Here is a 17,232-nt window from a genome sequence, read left to right as displayed (position 1 = left end):
GAACGACGAAGGCCACCCGGGCAGGTGCCGGGTGGCCTTCGTGGTGAGAGAAAAGCGGGGGTCAGCCCGAGAACGGACCGTCCTCGGGGAGCCGCAGGTCGGGCTTGTCCAGTTCTTCGACGTTGACGTCCTTGAAGGTGATGACCCGGACGTGCTTCACGAACCGGGCGGGGCGGTACATGTCCCACACCCAGGCGTCCGACATGCGCACCTCGAAGTACACCTCGCCCCCGCCGTCGCGGACCTGAACGTCCACCGCGTTGGCCAGGTAGAACCGCCGCTCGGTCTCCACCACGTACGAGAACTGGCCCACTATGTCGCGGTACTCGCGGTACAGCGAGAGCTCCATCTCGGTCTCGTACTTCTCGAGATCCTCTGCGCTCATGAAATCCGCGCCCCTCCTCGCATTCGTCCTGCTCCGGCGGCGGAGCGTTCATTCTTACCCACCGAGCGGCCCGGGGCACGGACCGGCCCGCCCGCTTTTTCCAGGGCATTCTCCAGTGCAGCGTAGGTGAGCACGACCGGATGCGGGGCAGTGAGTCCGTGTGCGAGGGCGACAGTGGCGACATTCGTGTAGGACCAGCGGTGCGCCGGGCTCGGGCCGTGCTCACTCAGCGCAGCCAGATGGTCCGAGGTGCTGTAGCCCTTGTGCACGTCGAAGCCGTACGCCGGCAACTCTTCGTGCAGGCCGGCCATGATCCGGTCCCTCGTCACCTTCGCCAGGACCGACGCCGCCGCGATGCTCGCGACGCTGCGGTCTCCCTTGATCACCGCGACATTCGGCGCGGGAATGCCGGGGACCGGGAAGCCGTCGGTGAGGACGTACCCGGGATGCGTGCGCAGTCCGGCGACGGCGCGGCGCATGCCTTCCAGGTTCATCACCCGGATGCCGAGCAGGTCCACCTGCTCGGAGGGGATGACGATCACCGAGTAGTCGAGGGCGCGTTGCAGGACCCGGTCGTAAACCCGGTCCCGGGCCTTCGCGGTGAGCATCTTCGAATCGGTCAGCTCGGGCAGGCGCGCGCCGTCGCCGGGACGGAGCACGCAGGAAGCCACCACGAGCGGGCCCGCGCAGGCTCCGGCGCCGGCTTCGTCCACGCCGGCGACCGGGCCGAGGCCGCGTCGTTCGAGTGCGCCTTGCAGACCCCAGAACAGCTCGCCGCGCACCACGGCACGGGGCGGGCGCAGCGGTTCCGCCGGAGTGCGGGGAGGAGGGAGAGTCACCGAAACACCACCCGGGAGTCGCGGACGACGGAGCGCACCGCTCAGCGTCTCCGGCCGGCCGCCTTGCGGAGGCCTGCCTTCAACCGGCGTCCGACGAAGAGCGTCGGCACCGCGGTGGCGAAACCGATGCCGAGCGGCAGCCCTTGCTGCCACGCGGGCGCGCCGAGCGCGACCGGCTGGGCGTTCTGCTGCGGATTGTGGTCCGAGATCCCGCCCCAGCGGCTCGGCGGCAGCACGATGATGCGGGCCTTGCCGATGACGTCGTCGACCGGAACCGCGCCGTTGGGCCCGCCGCCGCCCTGATAACGCGAGTCGGCGGAGTTGTTGCGGTTGTCGCCCATCACCCAGAGCGCGCCCTGCGGGACCTTCACTGGGGCGAACGACTCCTGCACGCGGTGGTTGTCGTCTTCCCAGTGGATGTAGGGCTCGTCGAGGGCCTTGCCGTCCACGATCACCCGGTTGCGGTCGTCGCAGCACTGGACGGTCTGGCCGCCGGTGGCGATGACGCGCTTGACGAAGTCCCGCTCGTCCGGCGGCGCGAAGCCGACCAGCGAGCCGAGACCGCGCAGCGCGCGCACGACGATGTTGCTCGACTCCTGCGGCGCGATCTCGTTCTCGGTCCACGCGGGCGGGCCCTTGAACACGATCACGTCCCCCGGGGAGGGGTCGGTGAAGTCGTAGGTGACGCGGTCGACCAGGATCCGGTCGCCGGTGCAGCTCGGGCAGCCGTGCAGCGTGGACTCCATGGACCCCGACGGGATCATGTAGACCTTGGCGAGGAACGCCTGGATCAGGATCGTGAGCACCAGGGCGATCACGATCAGGATCGGCAGTTCCTTCCAGAACGACCGCTTTTTCGAGGACTTGCCCCGCCGGTGCGACCCCCGACGCCCGCCGGACCGTTCCTGGTCCTCCTCCGGGCGTTCGGGGCCGTCCTCATCGGCGTTCCGCGACACAGGTTCGACCACGTCGCCAGGCTACCGGTAACCGGCTCGTCACTCAGGAGGCGGAGGTGGTCTCGCGGTTCTCGCGGCGCTCCTTGATCTTGGCCTTCTTGCCGCGCAGCTCGCGCAGGTAGTACAGCTTCGCCCGGCGGACGTCGCCGCGCTTGAAGACCTCGACCTCGGCCAGGTTCGGCGAGTGCACCGGGAAGGTGCGCTCGACGCCCACGCCGAACGAAACCTTGCGCACGGTGAAGGTCTCCCGGATGCCGCCGCCCTGACGGCGGATCACGACGCCCTGGAAGACCTGGTTGCGCTCGCGGTTGCCCTCGATGACGCGGACGTGCACCTTGAGCGTGTCGCCGGGGCGGAAGTCCGGGATGTCGGAACGCAGTGACTGCGCGTCCAGCGCGTCCAGGGTGTTCATCGGTGGTCCGTCCTCGTATTCGTGTGGCTTACGTACAGCTCGAGCGCGCAGCGGATCACTGCGACTAGCCCGGGGCTGATGGCATTCACGGTTGGCATCGCGACTGAACAGCCGCGGTGAGCGCATGTAAAGCACCACGCGTCACGCCAACTAATCCATTATGGCAGAGGCTCCCGGAGACCTCGCACGGGGCCTATCCGGGCTGGTCGTCCAGCCCTTCGAGGACCTCGCGGTCCCGCTTGTCCAGGCTGCCCTCGGGCAGCCGGTCCAGGAGATCCGGCCGCCGCTGGGCGGTGCGAGCCAGCGCCTGGTCGCGCCGCCAGCGGTCGATGAGCGCGTGGTTGCCCGAGCGCAGCACGTCCGGCACCGCCAGGTCGCGCCACACTTCCGGGCGGGTGTAGCTGGGGCCTTCGAGCAGGCCGTCGGAGAACGAGTCCTCGGCCGCCGAGCGCGCGTTGCCGAGCACGCCCGGCAGCAGCCGGACCACGGCCTCGACGATCACCAGCACCGCGGCCTCGCCGCCGACCAGCACGTAGTCGCCGATGGAGACCTCGTCCACCGGCATCCGGCGGGCCGCGTCGTCGACGACCCGCTGGTCGATGCCCTCGTACCGGCCGCAGGCGAACACCAGGTGCTTTTCCTCGGCGTAGGAATGCGCCAGCTCCTGGGTGAACGGCTTGCCCGCCGGGGTCGGGACGACGAGCCGGGTCCCCTCGCCGCACACGTCGTCCAGCGCGGGGCCCCAGATCTGCGGCTTCATGACCATGCCGGGACCGCCGCCGTACGGCGCGTCGTCGACCGCGCGGTGCACGTCGTGGGTCCAGTCGCGCAGGTCGTGCACGCCGACCTCGATGAGGCCGCGGTCGATCGCCCGGCCCAGCAGCGCCGCGCGCAGCGGGTCGAGGTACTCGGGGAAAATGGTGACGACGTCGATGCGCAAGCGGTTACCAGTTCCAGTACTCGGTGGCCTGGGCGTGCCACGGGCTCGGGACGTCCTGGTCGATCGCGAAGGCCATGCCCAGCCCCTTCGCGATCTTGATGCTGCGGTGCAGGGTCTTGCGGATCGGCGACCCGGCGGGCAGCCCGTTGTCGTCCGACCACGTCTCGGTCTGCGTGACGCAGGTGCGCGCCCCGAAGCGGGCGTTCGAGCACGGAGCGGGCGCGCCCCACGTCTGCAGGTGCTCGAAGTGGACGACCTTGCCCGAGCTCTTCTCGGTGATCGTGCCGCGCGCGACGAGCCGGTAGTCGGTGGACGGCACGGTCCAGCGCACGTAGTGCTGGCGGCCGCCGTCGGACGGGATCGGCGTGCAGGTGGAACCGGTGCACGCGAGTTCTTCGGTGACGCGCTCCGTGTAGTACGTGCCGTTGCCGTCCCAGCCGTCGATCAGCACCCAGTCGCCGGAGCGGACGAAGTGCTCGGCGGTCGCGGGCGGCCACGTGACCGGGTCGCCCCAGGTGATCTGCGATTCGGTGGCCGACTGCGGCGACCACGCCCACTGGAACGCCTTCTCCCCCGGCGGCGCGTACTGTCCGGCGCTGCGCTGGAACATCATCGAGAAGTCGCCGTACACCGGCGAAGCGGCCTGCGCGGGCGGCGCGGCGAAAGCGGTGGCCAATACGGCTGCGAAGACAGCCTTCGTCCAGAACTTCACGAACTCCCCCTCAGTCAGCGTCGAGGAGGCCTTCGGGCGGATCGAGCACGACCCGGCCCCCCGCGACGTCCACCACCGGAACGATGGCGCGGACGAAAGGTACCAAGACCGAGCGTCCGTCATGATCGAGTTCGAGCAATTCCCCGGCCGGCGAGTGGACCACCTCGACGACCTTGCCCACGGCCGTCCCGTCGGCGAGTTCCGCGCGAAGCCCGGCCAGCTCGTGGTCGTAGAACTCGTCCGGGTCGCCGGTGGGCGGCAGCGTGGCGGTGTCCGCCAGCAGCAGGGCGCCGCGCAGGGTTTCCGCGACGTCGCGCGTGAGCACTTCCTCGAAACGCACCAGCAGCCGCCCGCTGTGTTCGCGGGCGGCTGCGATGGTGAGTTCTCTCGTGCTGCCGTCGCGCAGCTTCGTCGTGACGACCGCACCGATCGCGAACCGCTCCTGCGGCGAATCCGTGCGCACGTCGACCGCGAGCTCGCCGCGGATGCCGTGCGCCTTCGCGATACGGCCGACTACGACGTCCATACCTGACCGTTTCCGAGAATCCGGGTCAGCGATCGGTGTCGACGACGTCCACGCGGACGCCTCGGCCGCCGATGCCGCCCATCACGGTGCGCAGAGCGGTCGCGGTGCGCCCGCCCCGGCCGATCACCTTGCCGAGATCGTCGGGGTGGACGTGCACCTCGAGCGTGCGGCCACGACGCGTGGTCAGCAGCTCGACCCGGACCTCGTCCGGGTTGTCGACGATCCCGCGCACCAGGTGCTCGAGGGAGTCGGCGAGGAAGCTCACTCGGACTTCTCGCCCTCGGCAGCCTCGGCCTTGTCGGCTTCGGCCTTCTTCGGGGCCGACTTCTTCTTCGGCGTGACGGCCTCGGTGGAGGGCTCCTCGCCCGCCGCGGCCAGCGCCGCGTTGAACAGGTCCTGCTTGGACGGCTTCGGCTCGGCCACCTTCAGGGTGCCCTCGGCGCCCGGCAGGCCCTTGAACTTCTGCCAGTCGCCGGTGATCTCGAGGATGCGCTGGACCGGCTCGGTCGGCTGCGCGCCGACGCCCAGCCAGTACTGCGCCCGCTCGGTGTCGACCTCGATGAAGCTCGGCTCTTCCTTGGGGTGGTACTTGCCGATCGTCTCGATGGCCTTGCCGTCCCGGCGGGTGCGCGCGTCGGCGATGATGATGCGGTAGTACGGCGCACGGATCTTGCCGAGGCGCTGCAGCTTGATCTTGACGGCCACGGGTGTGGGTACTCCTCAGTGCTGTGTGGTGCAGGGCGCGCGCGAAACCCGTGGGGACAGGCTCACGGCGCCCGGAGGTCAGGAGCTTCCACACGGCGAGAGGGTCCGGCGGAAGCGGGCAAGCAAACATTCTGCCAGATGCCGTCGTTGTGCCTGCGCAGGGGCCTCAGAAGGACGCGAGGCCGAGCGCGCCGAGCAGGATCGCGACGGCGGGCAGGAAGTTGTTGACCGCGTGCGCGACGATGCTGCCCGCCAGCCGCCCGGTGGACAGCCGGGCCAGCCCGATCGGGATGGAGATCACCAGCAGCAGGGTGGTGCGCAGCGGTTCCAGGTGGCTGGCCGCGAAGACCGCGGTGGACAGCAGGAACGCTGCGACCCGGCCCCAGCGCTCGCTGCGCCACTGCAGCCGCTCGACCGCGCCCCAGAGCAGGCCGCGGTAGATGATCTCCTCGCAGATCGGCCCGAGCAGCCACAGGTAGCCGAACATCACCGCGGCGGCGGGCACGGACATCTTGCGGTCGTCGACCAGCGCGCTGATCGCCGACGTCGCGTCCGCCGTGCCGACCAGCTGGGTCCACACGTAGGCGCTCAGCGAGGTGAGCACGAGGCCGAGCATGCCGAATTTGAGCCCGGTCCAGACGTCCGCCCAGCGCCATTCGAGCCGCAGGTCGAGCTTCGGGCCGTTGCCGCGCACGACGGTGATCAGCACCGCGACGCCCGCGGCGATCATGGTGGGCAGCATCGTGCCGAGCAGCACCGTGCCGATCGGGAGCGGCTTGCCCGGAGCCGTGGGACCGGCGAGCGCGCCGATGAACGCGGCCGACGCCAGCAGCACCGCCTCGACCAGCAGGAACGCCCCGAATCCCCAGCGATGCGCCGGGAACGCGGTCGGTTCGGCCACCAAGTCCTCCGGGGAGAGCGCGCGGGAGAAAGGTTCACGGGGCTGTGATGTGGTCACGCCCGCCTCCCCGTGCTCGCTCTGCTCACCGGTCGAGCCTAGCGGCCGAAATGGTTTCGCACAGTACTCGACCGGTCACCGGTTTCCCTCAATGCCCGGTGAAGAGAAGGACGGCGGGCGGCAGGTTGTTCGCCGCGTGCGCGAGCACGCTCGCCGAGGTCCGGCCGGAAAAATGCCGCGCCAGCCCGAGGACGAGACCCTGGCCGAACAGCGCGATCGTGCGCGTGGTCTCGCCGTGCAGCAGCGCGAACACCAACGACGTGAGCACGAGCACCACCCACGGCGGGATCCGGTAGTGCAGCAGGGCGTTCCACAGCGCCCCGCGCAGCAGCAGTTCCTCGGTGAGCGGGACGGCGACCACCAGGACCAGCGCGGTCGCGATCAGCCAGACCGGGCTGCCGCCGGACACGTCGGGCAGGTCGGTGAGCGGGCTGTCGGACACCTCGTCGCCGCCGAAGACCGCGATTTCGGCGGCGTTCAGCACGAAGCCGACGACGAGCGCGAGCAGGCCGCAGGCGAGGCCGATGCGGAGGTCGCGGCCCCGGGTGCGGAGCCCGAAGTCGCGTTCGAGGCCGGAGCCGTACCGCAGCGAGGCGGTCGCCGGGCCGAGGCCGAGGACCAGGTTCGGCAGGAACGCCAGCAGCAGCAACGGTCCCGCGTACGCCTCGACCGGGTCGTCGTCGCCGACGTGCCGGTTGAACGCGGCGGCGGTGAGGAGGGTGACGAGGTAGTAGCCGGCTACTCCGAAGAAGAACGCGGCGAAAGCCCAATGGGCGCCCAGAATTCGCTTTCCCCCACCGTCTTCGGCCACGGGTTCACGCTATGTGGCTGGGGCGTGGCGCATCGAGGCGGGGTCGTCTGCGGGAGCGGGACGGCGTCAGTGGAAGACCGTGCCGCCCAGGAGGATGTGGGTCGGGCGGTGCAGGGCGGCCAGGTCGGTGCGCGGGTCGTCGGCGTAAACGATCAGGTCCGCCGGGGCGCCGTGTTCGATACCGGGGTGGCCCAGCCATTCGCGCGCCTCCCAGGAAGCGCTCGCGAGAGCCTGCGTACGCGACATGCCCGCGCGGTGGAGCGCTTCGACCTCGTCGGCGATACGGCCGTGCGCGACCATGCCGCCCGCGTCCGTTCCCGCGAAGACGCGTACGCCCGCTTCGACCGCTGAGGACACCATCTCGCCCACGCCAGCGTGCAGTGCGCGCATGTGGGCCGCGTACGTCGGGTACTTGCCTGCCTTGTCCGCGATGCCCGGGAAGTTCTCGATGTTGATGAGCGTGGGCACCAAGGCGACGTCGCGGCGCGCGAGTTCGGCGAGCTGATCCGGCGACAACGCGGTGCCGTGCTCGAGACAGTCGATGCCCGCGCCGATCAAGCCTGGCAGCGCTGCTTCGCCGAAGACGTGCGCCGTGACGCGTGCGCCGAGGTCGTGGGCGATGCGGATGGCTTCAGCCAGCACGTCGTCCGGCCAGAGCGGCGCGAGGTCGCCTTGGCCGCGGTCGATCCAGTCGCCTACGAGCTTGACCCAGCCGTCGCCGTCGCGGGCCTGTTCGGCGACTGCTTCCGGCAGCAGGGCCGGGTCGTCCAGTTCGATCGCGAAGCCGGGGATGTACCGCTTCGGCAGCGCCAGGTGGCGTCCGCAGCGGATGATCGTGGGCAGGTCGGCGCGCGATTGCAGCGGGCGGACGTCCAGCGGCAGGCCGCAGTCGCGGATCAGCAGAGTGCCCGCGTCGCGGTCGGTCGCGGCCTGGTCCGCCGCCTCCTCCACCGACAGTCCGCCGCTCGGGCCGAGACCCGGGTGGCAGTGCGCGTCGACGAGCCCGGGGACCACGAATCCGCCGGTGGACAGCGTTTCCGCGCCGGGAACCGGCTCGAAGGACAGCTTTCCGTCCTGGATCCAGAGGTCACGCGGCTCGCCGTCGGGCAGGACGGTGCCGTGCAGGTGCAGCGGGCTCAATTGTTCTTCGGGTCCTTCGGCAGCTTGAACTTGGACGGGTCGAAGCCGGGCACGTCGTTCATGCCGCCGAGCTGCGACAGGTCCGGCATCCCGCCGGGCATCCCGCCGCCGGGGGGCAGCATCGGCATGCCGCCGGGCATCCCGCCGCGCATCCTCGGCTGCGTGGGGCCCTTCTTGCCCTTCTTCCCCTTCTTGCCCTTGCGGTTCTTGCTCCCGCCGCCTCCGCCGCCGAAGCCGAACCGGCCCGCCATCTGCGCCATCATCTTGCGCGCCTCGAAGAAGCGGTTGACCAGGTCGTTGACCTCGCGGACGGTCACGCCGGAGCCGTTCGCGATGCGCAGCCTGCGCGAGCCGTTGATGATCTTCGGGTCGGCGCGCTCGGCGGGCGTCATGCCGCGGATGATCGCCTGGAGCCGGTCGAGCTGCTTGTCGTCGACCGCGGCGAGCTGGTCTTTCATCTGGCCCGCGCCGGGCAGCATGCCGAGCAGGTTGCCGATCGGGCCCATCTTGCGCACCGCGAGCATCTGCTCGAGGAAGTCCTCCAGCGTGAGCTGCCCGCTGGTGAGCTTCTGCGCGGCCTGTTCGGCCTGCTCCTGGTCGAAGTGCTGTTCGGCCTGCTCGATCAGGGTCAGCACGTCGCCCATGCCCAGGATGCGCGAGGCCATCCGGTCCGGGTGGAACGTGTCGAAGTCTTCGAGCTTCTCGCCGTTGGACGCGAAGAGGATCGGCTGGCCGGTGACCTCGCGGACGGACAGCGCGGCGCCACCTCGGGCGTCGCCGTCGAGCTTCGTGAGCACCACGCCGGTGAAGCCGACGCCGTCGCGGAACGCCTCGGCCGTGGTGACCGCGTCCTGACCGATCATGGCGTCGACCACGAACAGGACTTCGTCCGGCTGCACGGCCTCGCGGATGTCCGCGGCCTGCTTCATCAGCTCTTCGTCGACACCGAGGCGACCCGCGGTGTCGACCACGACGATGTCGTGCTGCGCGTGCTTGGCCTCTTCGATCGCGCGGCGGGCGACGTCGACCGGGTCGCCGACGCCGTTGCCCGGCTCCGGCGCGAACGTGACGACACCGGCGCGCTCGCCGACGACCTGCAGCTGGGTGACCGCGTTCGGCCGCTGGAGGTCACAGGCGACCAGCATCGGCGCGTGGCCCTGCTTCTTCAGCCACATCGCCAGCTTGCCGGCCAGCGTCGTCTTACCAGCGCCCTGGAGACCCGCGAGCATGATCACCGACGGCGGGTTCTTCGCCAGGTTCAGCCGCCGCGTCTCGCCGCCGAGGATGCCGACGAGCTCCTCGTTGACGATCTTCACGACCTGCTGCGCCGGGTTCAGCGCCTGCGAGACCTCGGCGCCCTTCGCGCGGTCCTTGATCTTCGCGATGAACGCCTTGACCACCGGGAGCGCGACGTCCGCTTCCAGCAGCGCGATGCGGATCTCGCGCGCGGTGGCGTCGATGTCGGCGTCGGACAGCCGGCCCTTGCGCGAGAGCGACTGCAGGGCCGAGGTGAGCCGATCGGAGAGGGTGTCGAACACGGGGGTGCACGCTCCAGCTGGGTCGAAAGTTCGCGTGCCGGGCGGTGCTCGGCACCCCCGGCATCTTCCGAGGGTAGCCGCCCCGGCCACCCGGCCTTCACGGGTACGGGAAGGGTACTACGCATACGCGTATTAATTGTCCCCACGACAACAGCTCAACCACGCGAAAACCGCTCGACCAGCGTCGGGAATTAAGTAAACATAGGCGTATGATATCAGCTACGGCCCGGCGTCCGACGCTCGCCGAACCGGCAGGGGACGAGGACGACCAGGTCCCGTTCCGCCGCATCGCGGGCCTCTTCCGGCCGCACCGGCGGGCGCTGGCCGGGCTGTGCGCGCTGCTGGTCGTGCAGGCCGGGCTGGGCGTCACCTCGCCGTTCCTGCTGCGCGAGATGCTGGACGACGCGCTGCCGCACCGCGACGTCCTGCTGGTCAGCCTGCTGGCGGCCGGGATGATCGCCGCCGCGCTCGGGTCGGGCGCGCTGAGCGTGCGGACCACCGGGCTGTCCAACACCATCGGCCAGCGGGTGATGGACGAACTGCGGGTCGCGGTGTACAGCCATCTGCAGCGGATGTCGCTGGGCTTCTACACCCGAACGAAGACCGGCGAGGTGCTGTCGCGGGTGTTCAACGACATCGGCGGCGTGGACAACGTCGTCACCGGGACCGCCGCGTCGATCGTGCAGAACGGCACGACAGCGCTGGCGATCGCGGTGGCGATCCTGGTGATGGACTGGCAGCTGGCGCTGTTGTCGCTGGTCGTCGTGCCGTTGTTCCTGCTGTTCACGCTGCGCCTTGGCGGCAAGCAGCGGAAGCTCGCCCGCGGCCGGACCCGGCGGATGGCGCGGCTGACCACGATCGTCGAAGAATCGCTGTCGGTCACCGGCGTGCTGCTGGCCAAGACGATGGGCAACGCGAAGCTGATGCGCGACCGGTTCGCGGAGGAATCGCGCGAGGTCGCGGCGCTGGAACGCAGTGCCGCGCTGGCCGGGCGGTGGCAGCGGGCGGCGCGGTCGATGAGCCTGACGATCATCCCGGCGCTGGTCTACTGGGCGGCCGGACTGGAACTCGCCGGGGGCGCGGCGCCGATCTCGCTGGGCACGGTCGTCGCGTTCACCAGCATGTTGAACCGGCTGCTCGCGCCGGCGACGGCGATGCAGACGGTGGGACAGAACGTCTCGACGGCGAAGGCGTTGTTCGGGCGGATCTTCGAGGTGCTCGATCTGCCGGTGGAGATCGACGACCGGCCGGGCGCGCGGACGCTGCATCCGAGCGGCGGGGCGGTCTCGATGCGCGGAGTCTCGTTCCGCTACGACGACGAGGGGCCGTGGACGTTGCGCGATATCGACCTCGACGTGCCCGCGGGGACGACGACGGCGTTGGTCGGGTCGACGGGTTCGGGGAAGACGACGCTCGCCTATCTGGTCGCCCGGTTGTACGAGGTGACCGAGGGAAAGGTGTGCGTGGACGGGACGGATGTCCGGGATGTCACGCTCGCGTCGCTGGCCGCCGGGGTCGGGCTGGTGTCGCAGGAGACGTATCTGTTCCACGCGTCGGTGCGGGAGAACCTGCGGTTCGCGAAGCCGGACGCCACCGACGAGGAGTTGGAGAACGCCGCGAAGGCCGCGCACATCCACGACACGCTGGCCGCGCTGCCGGAGGGGTACGACACCGTCGTCGGGGAACGCGGCTACCGGTTTTCCGGCGGGGAGAAGCAGCGGATGGCGATCGCGCGGATCCTGCTGCGCAATCCGCCGGTGCTGATCCTGGACGAGGCGACGAGCTCGCTGGACAACCGCACCGAACGCGCGGTGCAGGCGGAACTGGACCGGCTCGCCGCGGGCCGCACGACGATCGCGATCGCGCACCGGCTGTCCACTGTGGAGCACGCGGACCAGATCGCGGTGCTGGACGCCGGACGGATCGTCGAACGGGGAACGCACGCGGAACTGCTCGCCTCCGGCGGCAGGTATGCCGCGCTGGTGCGGGGAGAAACCGCCTAATGTGGCCGCATGGAGACCGAACCCGACGCGCACCGGGCCGACGAGCTGGCGACGCTGGCCCGGACGGTGCGCGAGGGCGTCGGGCGGCTGAACTGGCGGATGCGCTCCGAGGCGGGCTCGCCCGCTCCGGGACCGGCCGTGCTGGCGGTGCTGTCGCGGCTGTACCGCGGCGGCACGCACACGCCGGGCGAGCTGGCCGAGGCCGAGCGGATCCATCCGCAGTCGCTGACGCGGATCCTGGCCTCGCTGGCCGAACGCGAGTGGATCACGCGCACCCCGGACCCGGCGGACGGGCGGCGGTCGCTGATCGAGATCACCCCGGCCGGGCTGCGGGAACTGCGCACCTACTCGATCGCGCGGGAGAACTGGCTGGCCGCGGCCGTCGAACGGACGCTGAGCCCCACCGAACAGGAGCTGCTCCGGCTCGCGGCCGGGCTGCTGACGCGGATCGCGGATTCCTGAGGCCCGGGAGTTCCGGGGCGGCCGCTCCCCACGGCCGTCCCCGGAACCGTGGCGGAAGAGCTCACCTCCCCAGGAGGCCTTCCGCCGCGGGCACGCGGAGCGGTTCCCCCTCGGCCGCCCGGCGTTGGGGAGAAGTCTGCCGTCCGGGGGCGGGCGCGCGGCAGCGTGAAGTCCCCCAATCCGGACTGAGTAGGACTACTCAAACGCGGGTGTCGGGTCCCGCGGAGTCGCTCGCGAACTCGAAGAGCGGTTCGGCGTCGGCGAGTTCCTCGGCGGAGCAGCTGACCGCGCAGGCGGCGGCTTGCAGGACCTCGGTGAGGACCTCGACCTCGGACGGCGAGACCGTGGCGAGCGCGGGATTGCGGACGTCCATGCGCCCGGCGAGACCGGCCAGGGCGTGGGACAGCGCGTGCTGGCCGGCGACCAGCTGGGTGACCACCTCGGAGAGTTCGCCGAGGGTGGCGGCGGATCCGTCGCCGCGGAGCAGGGCGGAGAGCTCCTCGGCGCAGGTGCGGAGGTGCCCGGCCACGACTGTCGGGGGCAGCGAAAGCTCCGGCAGGTTCTCGTGCCCTCGCATCGCGTTCACCTCGCCCCTTGCCCGGACCTGCCATCCTGCCATCGGAACCAGGGTCGGCGCCGCCGACACCCCGGACGGGTGAGCCCGGATGGCGCAATGCGGCCGGGTCTGCCCTGGTCATTCGTCCGTGAAGGGCTCCTTGAAGGAATCTGATTCCCTCAAGGAGTCCTTCACGGACGGTCAGGAGACCGCGGCCAGGACGGCGTCGGTGATCGCCGTGCGCCACGAAGGGGTGACGTGGCCGGAGCGCGGCGAGAGGGCGAACGAGTCCACGACGGCGCCGCCCAGGGTCGCGGCTTTCGCCCAGTGGACGTCGGCCTCCGCGCGGCGCAGGGCGCTCGCCACCCGGAACAGCAGGCCGATCCGGTCGGCGGCGCGCAGTTCCAGCACGACGGCGTCGGGACCGCTCGTTTCGTCGTCGAACCAGCGCACCACCGGCTTGACCACGACCGGCGACGCGGTCGCGTAGTCGCGTTCCTTCGCCGCCAGCCGCTGGGTGAGCGGCATCGTCCCGGCGACCGCACGGGCGAACTGTTCTCGCAGCAGCGCGGGATCCGGCAGCGACCCGAATTTCGGCGACGCGGTGAACACGCCCGCCCGGCCGTAATGCTCGCGCAGGACCGCCGAGTGGACCTCCAGGGAGTTCAGCGCCAGCACCCCGGCCGCGGGAGCGAGCAGTTCCCGGTCCGCGGGGACGGCCAGCAGCACCGTGACGACCTTGCCGTGCGCGGAGATCCGGACTTGGCCGACGCCGGTCCGGGTGGCTTCGGCGACCAGCTCGCGTTGGTCGTCGTCCAAGGGCTCCGGCGGCGTGAAACCCTTGCCGTGCACGGCTTCCTCGCAGCCGCTGACCAGCTCGGCGAGCAGGCGGTCCTTCCAGTCGGTCCAGACGCCGGGTCCGGTGGCCAGCGAATCGGCGCGGGTGAGGGCGTGCAGGAGTTCCAGCAGGACGACGTCGCGGTCCAGGGTTTTCACCACGCGCGAGATGGTCGCGGGGTCGCCGATGTCGCGTCTGGTCGCGGTGTGCGGCAGCAGCAGGTGGTGGCGGACCATCGCGGAGACCGTCGCGACGTCCGCGGGCGGCAGGCCCAGGCGTTGCGCTACCGAGGCGGAGATCTTCGCGCCCAGTTCGGAGTGGTCGGCGTCGCGGCCCTTGCCGATGTCGTGCAGCAACGCGCCGATCAGCAGCAGGTCCGGCCGCGACACGGTGGTGGTCAGTTTCGCTGCTTCGACGCACGCCTGGACGAGGTGCCGGTCGACGGTCCATTGGTGCACTGGCGACCGCGGCGGCAGGTCGCGCACGGCGCCCCACTCCGGGAACAGCCGGGCCCACAGACCGGTGCGGTCGAGGGCTTCGACCGCGTCGACCAGTCCCTCCCCCGCGCCCAGCAGTTCGACGAGGGCGTTGCGGGCGTCGTCCGGCCATGGTTCGCGCAGTTCCGGGGCGGACTCCGCGAGGGTGCGCAACGTGCCTGGTGAGATGGGTTTTCCGGTCCGAGCCGAGGCCGCTGCGGCACGGAGCAGAAGCGCGGGGTCCCGGGCGGGGAGTGCGTCTCGGGCCAGCGCGACCTCGTCGCCGTGCAGTACGACGCCCTCCGCCAGCGGGCGGCGAACCGGGCGTCGGCCGAAGAGTGGACGCGGTTGCTCCACAGTGGACCGAAGAGCGACATCGACGGCGTACGCGATGGTTCGGCCCGCGCCGGAAAGCTTGCGCGCCAAGGCGAATCGGTCGCCCAGCTCCAGTTCGTGCGCTACGACGTCGGCGTCGGCCGCGCTGAGGATGTCTCGTTCGCGACGTGCTTCGCGGCGGAGTTCGGTACGGACGTCGAGCAGGAGTTGCTTTGCTGCCAGCAGTTCTTCGCCCGGTCGTGCGGTGAGCTGTCCGGCCGCGAGGGCTTCCAGCACGCCGAAGTCGCGAAGGCCGCCGCGGCCGTGTTTCAAGTCCGGCTCGGCGGATTGGGCGATCTCACCGCTGCGCCGCCATCGTCCGTGGACAGATTCAGCCAGCTCCGGCAAGCGTTTGCGGGCGGTGCGCCGCCACTGGTCGCGGGCGGCGGACGCGAGGCGTTCGGTGAGGCCCGGGTCGCCAGCGAGATGCCGGGCGTCGAGCAGACCGAGCGCGGTACGCAGGTCCTCCGCGGCGACTTTCAGCGCCTCGCCGGGCGTGCGGACCGAATGGTCGAGGCCGACCCGCGCGTCCCACAACGGGTACCACAGCGCGTCGGCGATCTCCCCGACCTGGTTGTTTCCGTTGTGCAGCAACACCAAATCGAGATCGGAGTACGGCACCAGCTCGCGCCGTCCCAACCCCCCTACGGCGACCAGCGCGACACCTGGGTCCGCGGTGTCGACGCCGGCCGCCGTCGCTCCTTTCCCGAGCCAGAACTCGTAGAGATCGACCAGGGAGTTCCGCAGCGCGGGAGCTCCGTGCCGTCCTTCGAGCAGCAGCGCAGTGGCTCGGGCGAGTTCGCCCCCGTCGGTCATCGGCTACAGCGCGTCCGTGCCGCGTTCGCCGGTGCGGACCCGGATGACCGTCTCCACCGGCGTCACCCAGACCTTCCCGTCGCCGATCTTCCCGGTGTGCGCGGCGGTGGTGACCGCGTCGAGGACCTTCTCGACCACGACGTCGTCCACCACGACCTCGATCTTCAGCTTGGCCACGAAATCCACCGAGTACTCGGCCCCCCGGTAGACCTCGGTGTGGCCCTTCTGCCTGCCGTAGCCCTGGACCTCGCTCACCGTCATCCCGAGCACGCCCAGCTGCTCCAGCGAGGAGCGGACGTCGTCGAGCGTGAACGGCTTGACGATCGCGGTGATGAGCTTCATGCCTTGGTCTCCTCGAGTTTCGTGACGGGCTTGGCCGGGAACGTCGCCGAGTGGCCGAGGCCGCCCATGCCGGTGAAGTCGTAGGCGCTCTCCGCGTGCTGACCCTCGTCGATGCCGCTGACCTCGTGTTCGGTGCTGACGCGGAACCCGCCCGCCTTCTTGATCGCGAAGCCGATGATCAAGGTCATGATGAACGAGTAGCCCAGCACCGCAAGCGCGGCGACCACCTGGATGCCCAGCTGCTTGAAGCCGCCGCCGTAGAACAGCCCGTCCGCGCCCGCCGGGTTCACGCTCTTGGTGGCGAAGAACCCGATCAGCACGGTGCCGACGAGACCGCCGACGAGGTGCACGCCGACGACGTCGAGGGAGTCGTCGAAGCCGAAGCGGAACTTCAGCGAGATGGCCAGCGCGCACAGCACCCCGGCGATCACGCCGATCGCGATCGAGCCGAGCGGGCTCACGAAACCGCAGGCGGGGGTGATCGCGACCAGGCCGGCCACCGCGCCGGACGCCGCGCCGAGCGTGGTCGGCTTGCCGAACTTCAGCTGTTCCACGACGAGCCAGCCGAGCACCGCGGCCGCGGTCGCGACGGTGGTGTTGGTGAACGCGACGCCCGCGAGGTCGTTGGCGCCGAGCGCGGAACCGGCGTTGAAGCCGTACCAGCCGAACCACAGCAGCGACGCGCCGAGCAGGACGAACGGGACGTTGTGCGGACGGCCGGTGTCCTTCGGCCAGCCCTTGCGCTTGCCGAGCACCAGCGCGAGGGCGAGACCCGCGGCTCCCGCGTTGATGTGCACCGCCGTGCCGCCCGCGAAGTCGAGCGCCTTGAGCTGGTTGGCGATCCAGCCGCCCACCGAATCCTTGCCGGTGAATCCGTCGAACGAGAACACCCAGTGCGCGACCGGGAAATACACGACAATGACCCAGATCGTCACGAAAAGCGTCCAGCCCCAGAACTTCGCGCGATCCGCGATGGCCCCGGAAATGAGCGCCGGGGTGATGATCGCGAACATCAGCTGGAACATGCAGAACGCGAGCAGCGGCAACGCGTCCGGGCCGGGCCACGGGACGGCGGGCGGGCCCGCGCTGGCGAGGCCGACGAGCTTGCCGAACGCGTCCGTCAGGCCGGCGTAGTCGAAGTTCCCGACCAGGCCGCCGAAAGCGTCGTCGCCGAAGGACAGCGAGAACCCGAAGAGCACCCACAGCACCCCGACTATCGCGAGTGCGATGAAGTTCATCATCAACATGTTCAAAACGCTCTTCGCGCGGACCATGCCGCCGTAAAAGAACGCGAGGCCTGGGGTCATGAGCATGACCAGCGCGGCGCTGATCAGCACCCAGGCGGTGTCTCCGGCGTTCAGCACAATCGTCCTCCCGTGCCGTGGGCAACTGCAGAGGAAGTGTTGGCCGCGGGTGTTTCACCAGGCTTCGGTTCACGTTTC

Annotated in this window: 19 protein-coding genes; 2 read left to right on the top strand and 17 right to left on the bottom strand. The window is 70.3% G+C overall.

Annotation, left to right across the window (positions count from 1 at the left end; all coding sequences use genetic code 11):
- Nucleotides 1-61: 61 nt before the first annotated feature.
- The 13 genes from WA670_RS34100 to ffh all read right to left on the bottom strand — a co-directional run bounded on the left by WA670_RS34100 (nt 62) and on the right by ffh (nt 9,922).
- Entirely contained in the window at nt 62-385 is a 324-nt protein-coding gene (locus tag WA670_RS34100) for a DUF2469 domain-containing protein (RefSeq protein ID WP_003096226.1), read from the bottom strand.
- Entirely contained in the window at nt 382-1,170 is a 789-nt protein-coding gene (locus WA670_RS34095; RefSeq protein ID WP_051171578.1) for a ribonuclease HII, read from the bottom strand. The genes WA670_RS34100 and WA670_RS34095 overlap by 4 nt, the downstream gene beginning before the upstream one ends.
- A 95-nt stretch (nt 1,171-1,265) precedes the next feature.
- A complete protein-coding gene (gene lepB / locus WA670_RS34090) occupies nt 1,266-2,192 on the bottom strand; it encodes a signal peptidase I (RefSeq protein WP_037810276.1) in 927 nt (308 codons plus the stop codon).
- A 31-nt stretch (nt 2,193-2,223) separates the two neighbouring features.
- Entirely contained in the window at nt 2,224-2,592 is a 369-nt protein-coding gene (gene rplS / locus WA670_RS34085) for a 50S ribosomal protein L19 (protein ID WP_009074470.1), read from the bottom strand.
- A 193-nt stretch (nt 2,593-2,785) separates the two neighbouring features.
- Nucleotides 2,786-3,532, bottom strand: coding sequence for a tRNA (guanosine(37)-N1)-methyltransferase TrmD (gene trmD, locus WA670_RS34080; RefSeq protein WP_238607818.1), 747 nt, complete (start codon nt 3,530-3,532; stop codon nt 2,786-2,788).
- Between the two features lie 4 nt (nt 3,533-3,536).
- Nucleotides 3,537-4,244 (bottom strand): hypothetical protein, encoded by a 708-nt coding sequence (locus WA670_RS34075; RefSeq protein WP_037810273.1) that lies wholly within the window; start codon nt 4,242-4,244, stop codon nt 3,537-3,539.
- A 10-nt stretch (nt 4,245-4,254) separates the two neighbouring features.
- Nucleotides 4,255-4,770 carry a ribosome maturation factor RimM gene (gene rimM / locus WA670_RS34070; protein ID WP_336160322.1) on the bottom strand — a complete coding sequence of 172 codons (516 nt, stop codon included), beginning with the start codon at nt 4,768-4,770 and terminating at the stop codon, nt 4,255-4,257.
- A 25-nt stretch (nt 4,771-4,795) separates the two neighbouring features.
- The gene (locus tag WA670_RS34065; RefSeq protein ID WP_003103110.1) at nt 4,796-5,035 is read right to left on the bottom strand and encodes an RNA-binding protein; all 240 of its coding nucleotides are present in this window, start codon (nt 5,033-5,035) and stop codon (nt 4,796-4,798) included.
- On the bottom strand, nt 5,032-5,475 hold the full coding sequence (gene rpsP, locus WA670_RS34060; protein WP_037810269.1) for a 30S ribosomal protein S16: 444 nt from the start codon (nt 5,473-5,475) through the stop codon (nt 5,032-5,034). Before rpsP ends, WA670_RS34065 begins: the two co-directional genes overlap by 4 nt.
- Before the next feature lie 166 nt (nt 5,476-5,641).
- Nucleotides 5,642-6,433 (bottom strand): CPBP family intramembrane glutamic endopeptidase, encoded by a 792-nt coding sequence (locus WA670_RS34055; RefSeq protein WP_037810267.1) that lies wholly within the window; start codon nt 6,431-6,433, stop codon nt 5,642-5,644.
- Nucleotides 6,434-6,521: 88 nt separating this feature from the next.
- Nucleotides 6,522-7,244, bottom strand: a complete 723-nt coding sequence (locus tag WA670_RS34050; protein ID WP_043827770.1) for a CPBP family intramembrane glutamic endopeptidase — start codon at nt 7,242-7,244, stop codon at nt 6,522-6,524.
- Between the two features lie 66 nt (nt 7,245-7,310).
- Nucleotides 7,311-8,384, bottom strand: coding sequence for an amidohydrolase family protein (locus WA670_RS34045; RefSeq protein WP_336160306.1), 1,074 nt, complete (start codon nt 8,382-8,384; stop codon nt 7,311-7,313).
- On the bottom strand, nt 8,381-9,922 hold the full coding sequence (ffh, locus tag WA670_RS34040; protein WP_037810264.1) for a signal recognition particle protein: 1,542 nt from the start codon (nt 9,920-9,922) through the stop codon (nt 8,381-8,383). Before ffh ends, WA670_RS34045 begins: the two co-directional genes overlap by 4 nt.
- A gap of 209 nt (nt 9,923-10,131) precedes the next feature.
- Between ffh and WA670_RS34035 the strand changes: the two genes are divergently transcribed.
- Together WA670_RS34035 and WA670_RS34030 are read left to right on the top strand one after the other, a co-directional pair.
- The gene (locus tag WA670_RS34035) at nt 10,132-11,925 is read left to right on the top strand and encodes an ABC transporter ATP-binding protein (protein ID WP_336160304.1); all 1,794 of its coding nucleotides are present in this window, start codon (nt 10,132-10,134) and stop codon (nt 11,923-11,925) included.
- Nucleotides 11,926-11,934: 9 nt separating this feature from the next.
- Nucleotides 11,935-12,387: a MarR family winged helix-turn-helix transcriptional regulator gene (locus tag WA670_RS34030; RefSeq protein ID WP_037810262.1), complete on the top strand. Its 453-nt coding sequence runs from the start codon at nt 11,935-11,937 to the stop codon at nt 12,385-12,387.
- 199 nt (nt 12,388-12,586) lie between these two features.
- Here the strand turns inward: WA670_RS34030 and WA670_RS34025 are convergent, their stop codons facing one another.
- The 4 genes from WA670_RS34025 to WA670_RS34010 form a co-directional block, all read right to left on the bottom strand.
- Nucleotides 12,587-13,006, bottom strand: a complete 420-nt coding sequence (locus WA670_RS34025; protein ID WP_336160302.1) for a hypothetical protein — start codon at nt 13,004-13,006, stop codon at nt 12,587-12,589.
- A gap of 138 nt (nt 13,007-13,144) precedes the next feature.
- Nucleotides 13,145-15,448, bottom strand: coding sequence for a [protein-PII] uridylyltransferase (locus WA670_RS34020; protein ID WP_336160300.1), 2,304 nt, complete (start codon nt 15,446-15,448; stop codon nt 13,145-13,147).
- A gap of 3 nt (nt 15,449-15,451) precedes the next feature.
- On the bottom strand, nt 15,452-15,790 hold the full coding sequence (locus tag WA670_RS34015; RefSeq protein WP_043827775.1) for a P-II family nitrogen regulator: 339 nt from the start codon (nt 15,788-15,790) through the stop codon (nt 15,452-15,454).
- On the bottom strand, nt 15,787-17,154 hold the full coding sequence (locus tag WA670_RS34010; RefSeq protein ID WP_238607822.1) for an ammonium transporter: 1,368 nt from the start codon (nt 17,152-17,154) through the stop codon (nt 15,787-15,789). Before WA670_RS34010 ends, WA670_RS34015 begins: the two co-directional genes overlap by 4 nt.
- Nucleotides 17,155-17,232 lie beyond the last annotated feature (78 nt).

The sequence above is a fragment of the Amycolatopsis sp. VC5-11 genome, assembly GCF_037034185.1.
GTDB classification, from domain to species: Bacteria; Actinomycetota; Actinomycetes; order Mycobacteriales; family Pseudonocardiaceae; genus Amycolatopsis; species Amycolatopsis nivea.
This window is presented reverse-complemented; position numbering and strand designations above follow the sequence as displayed.

Bases quoted from the DNA above. Each gene is read 5' to 3' on its own strand.
- WA670_RS34100 (WP_003096226.1), bottom strand. From the start codon at position 385: ATGAGCGCAGAGGATCTCGAGAAGTACGAGACCGAGATGGAGCTCTCG.
- rplS (WP_009074470.1), bottom strand. From the start codon at position 2,592: ATGAACACCCTGGACGCGCTGGACGCGCAGTCACTGCGTTCCGACATC.
- rimM (WP_336160322.1), bottom strand. From the start codon at position 4,770: ATGGACGTCGTAGTCGGCCGTATCGCGAAGGCGCACGGCATCCGCGGC.
- WA670_RS34035 (WP_336160304.1), top strand. From the start codon at position 10,132: ATGATATCAGCTACGGCCCGGCGTCCGACGCTCGCCGAACCGGCAGGG.
- WA670_RS34030 (WP_037810262.1), top strand. From the start codon at position 11,935: ATGGAGACCGAACCCGACGCGCACCGGGCCGACGAGCTGGCGACGCTG.
- WA670_RS34025 (WP_336160302.1), bottom strand. From the start codon at position 13,006: ATGGCAGGATGGCAGGTCCGGGCAAGGGGCGAGGTGAACGCGATGCGA.
- WA670_RS34020 (WP_336160300.1), bottom strand. From the start codon at position 15,448: ATGACCGACGGGGGCGAACTCGCCCGAGCCACTGCGCTGCTGCTCGAA.
- WA670_RS34015 (WP_043827775.1), bottom strand. From the start codon at position 15,790: ATGAAGCTCATCACCGCGATCGTCAAGCCGTTCACGCTCGACGACGTC.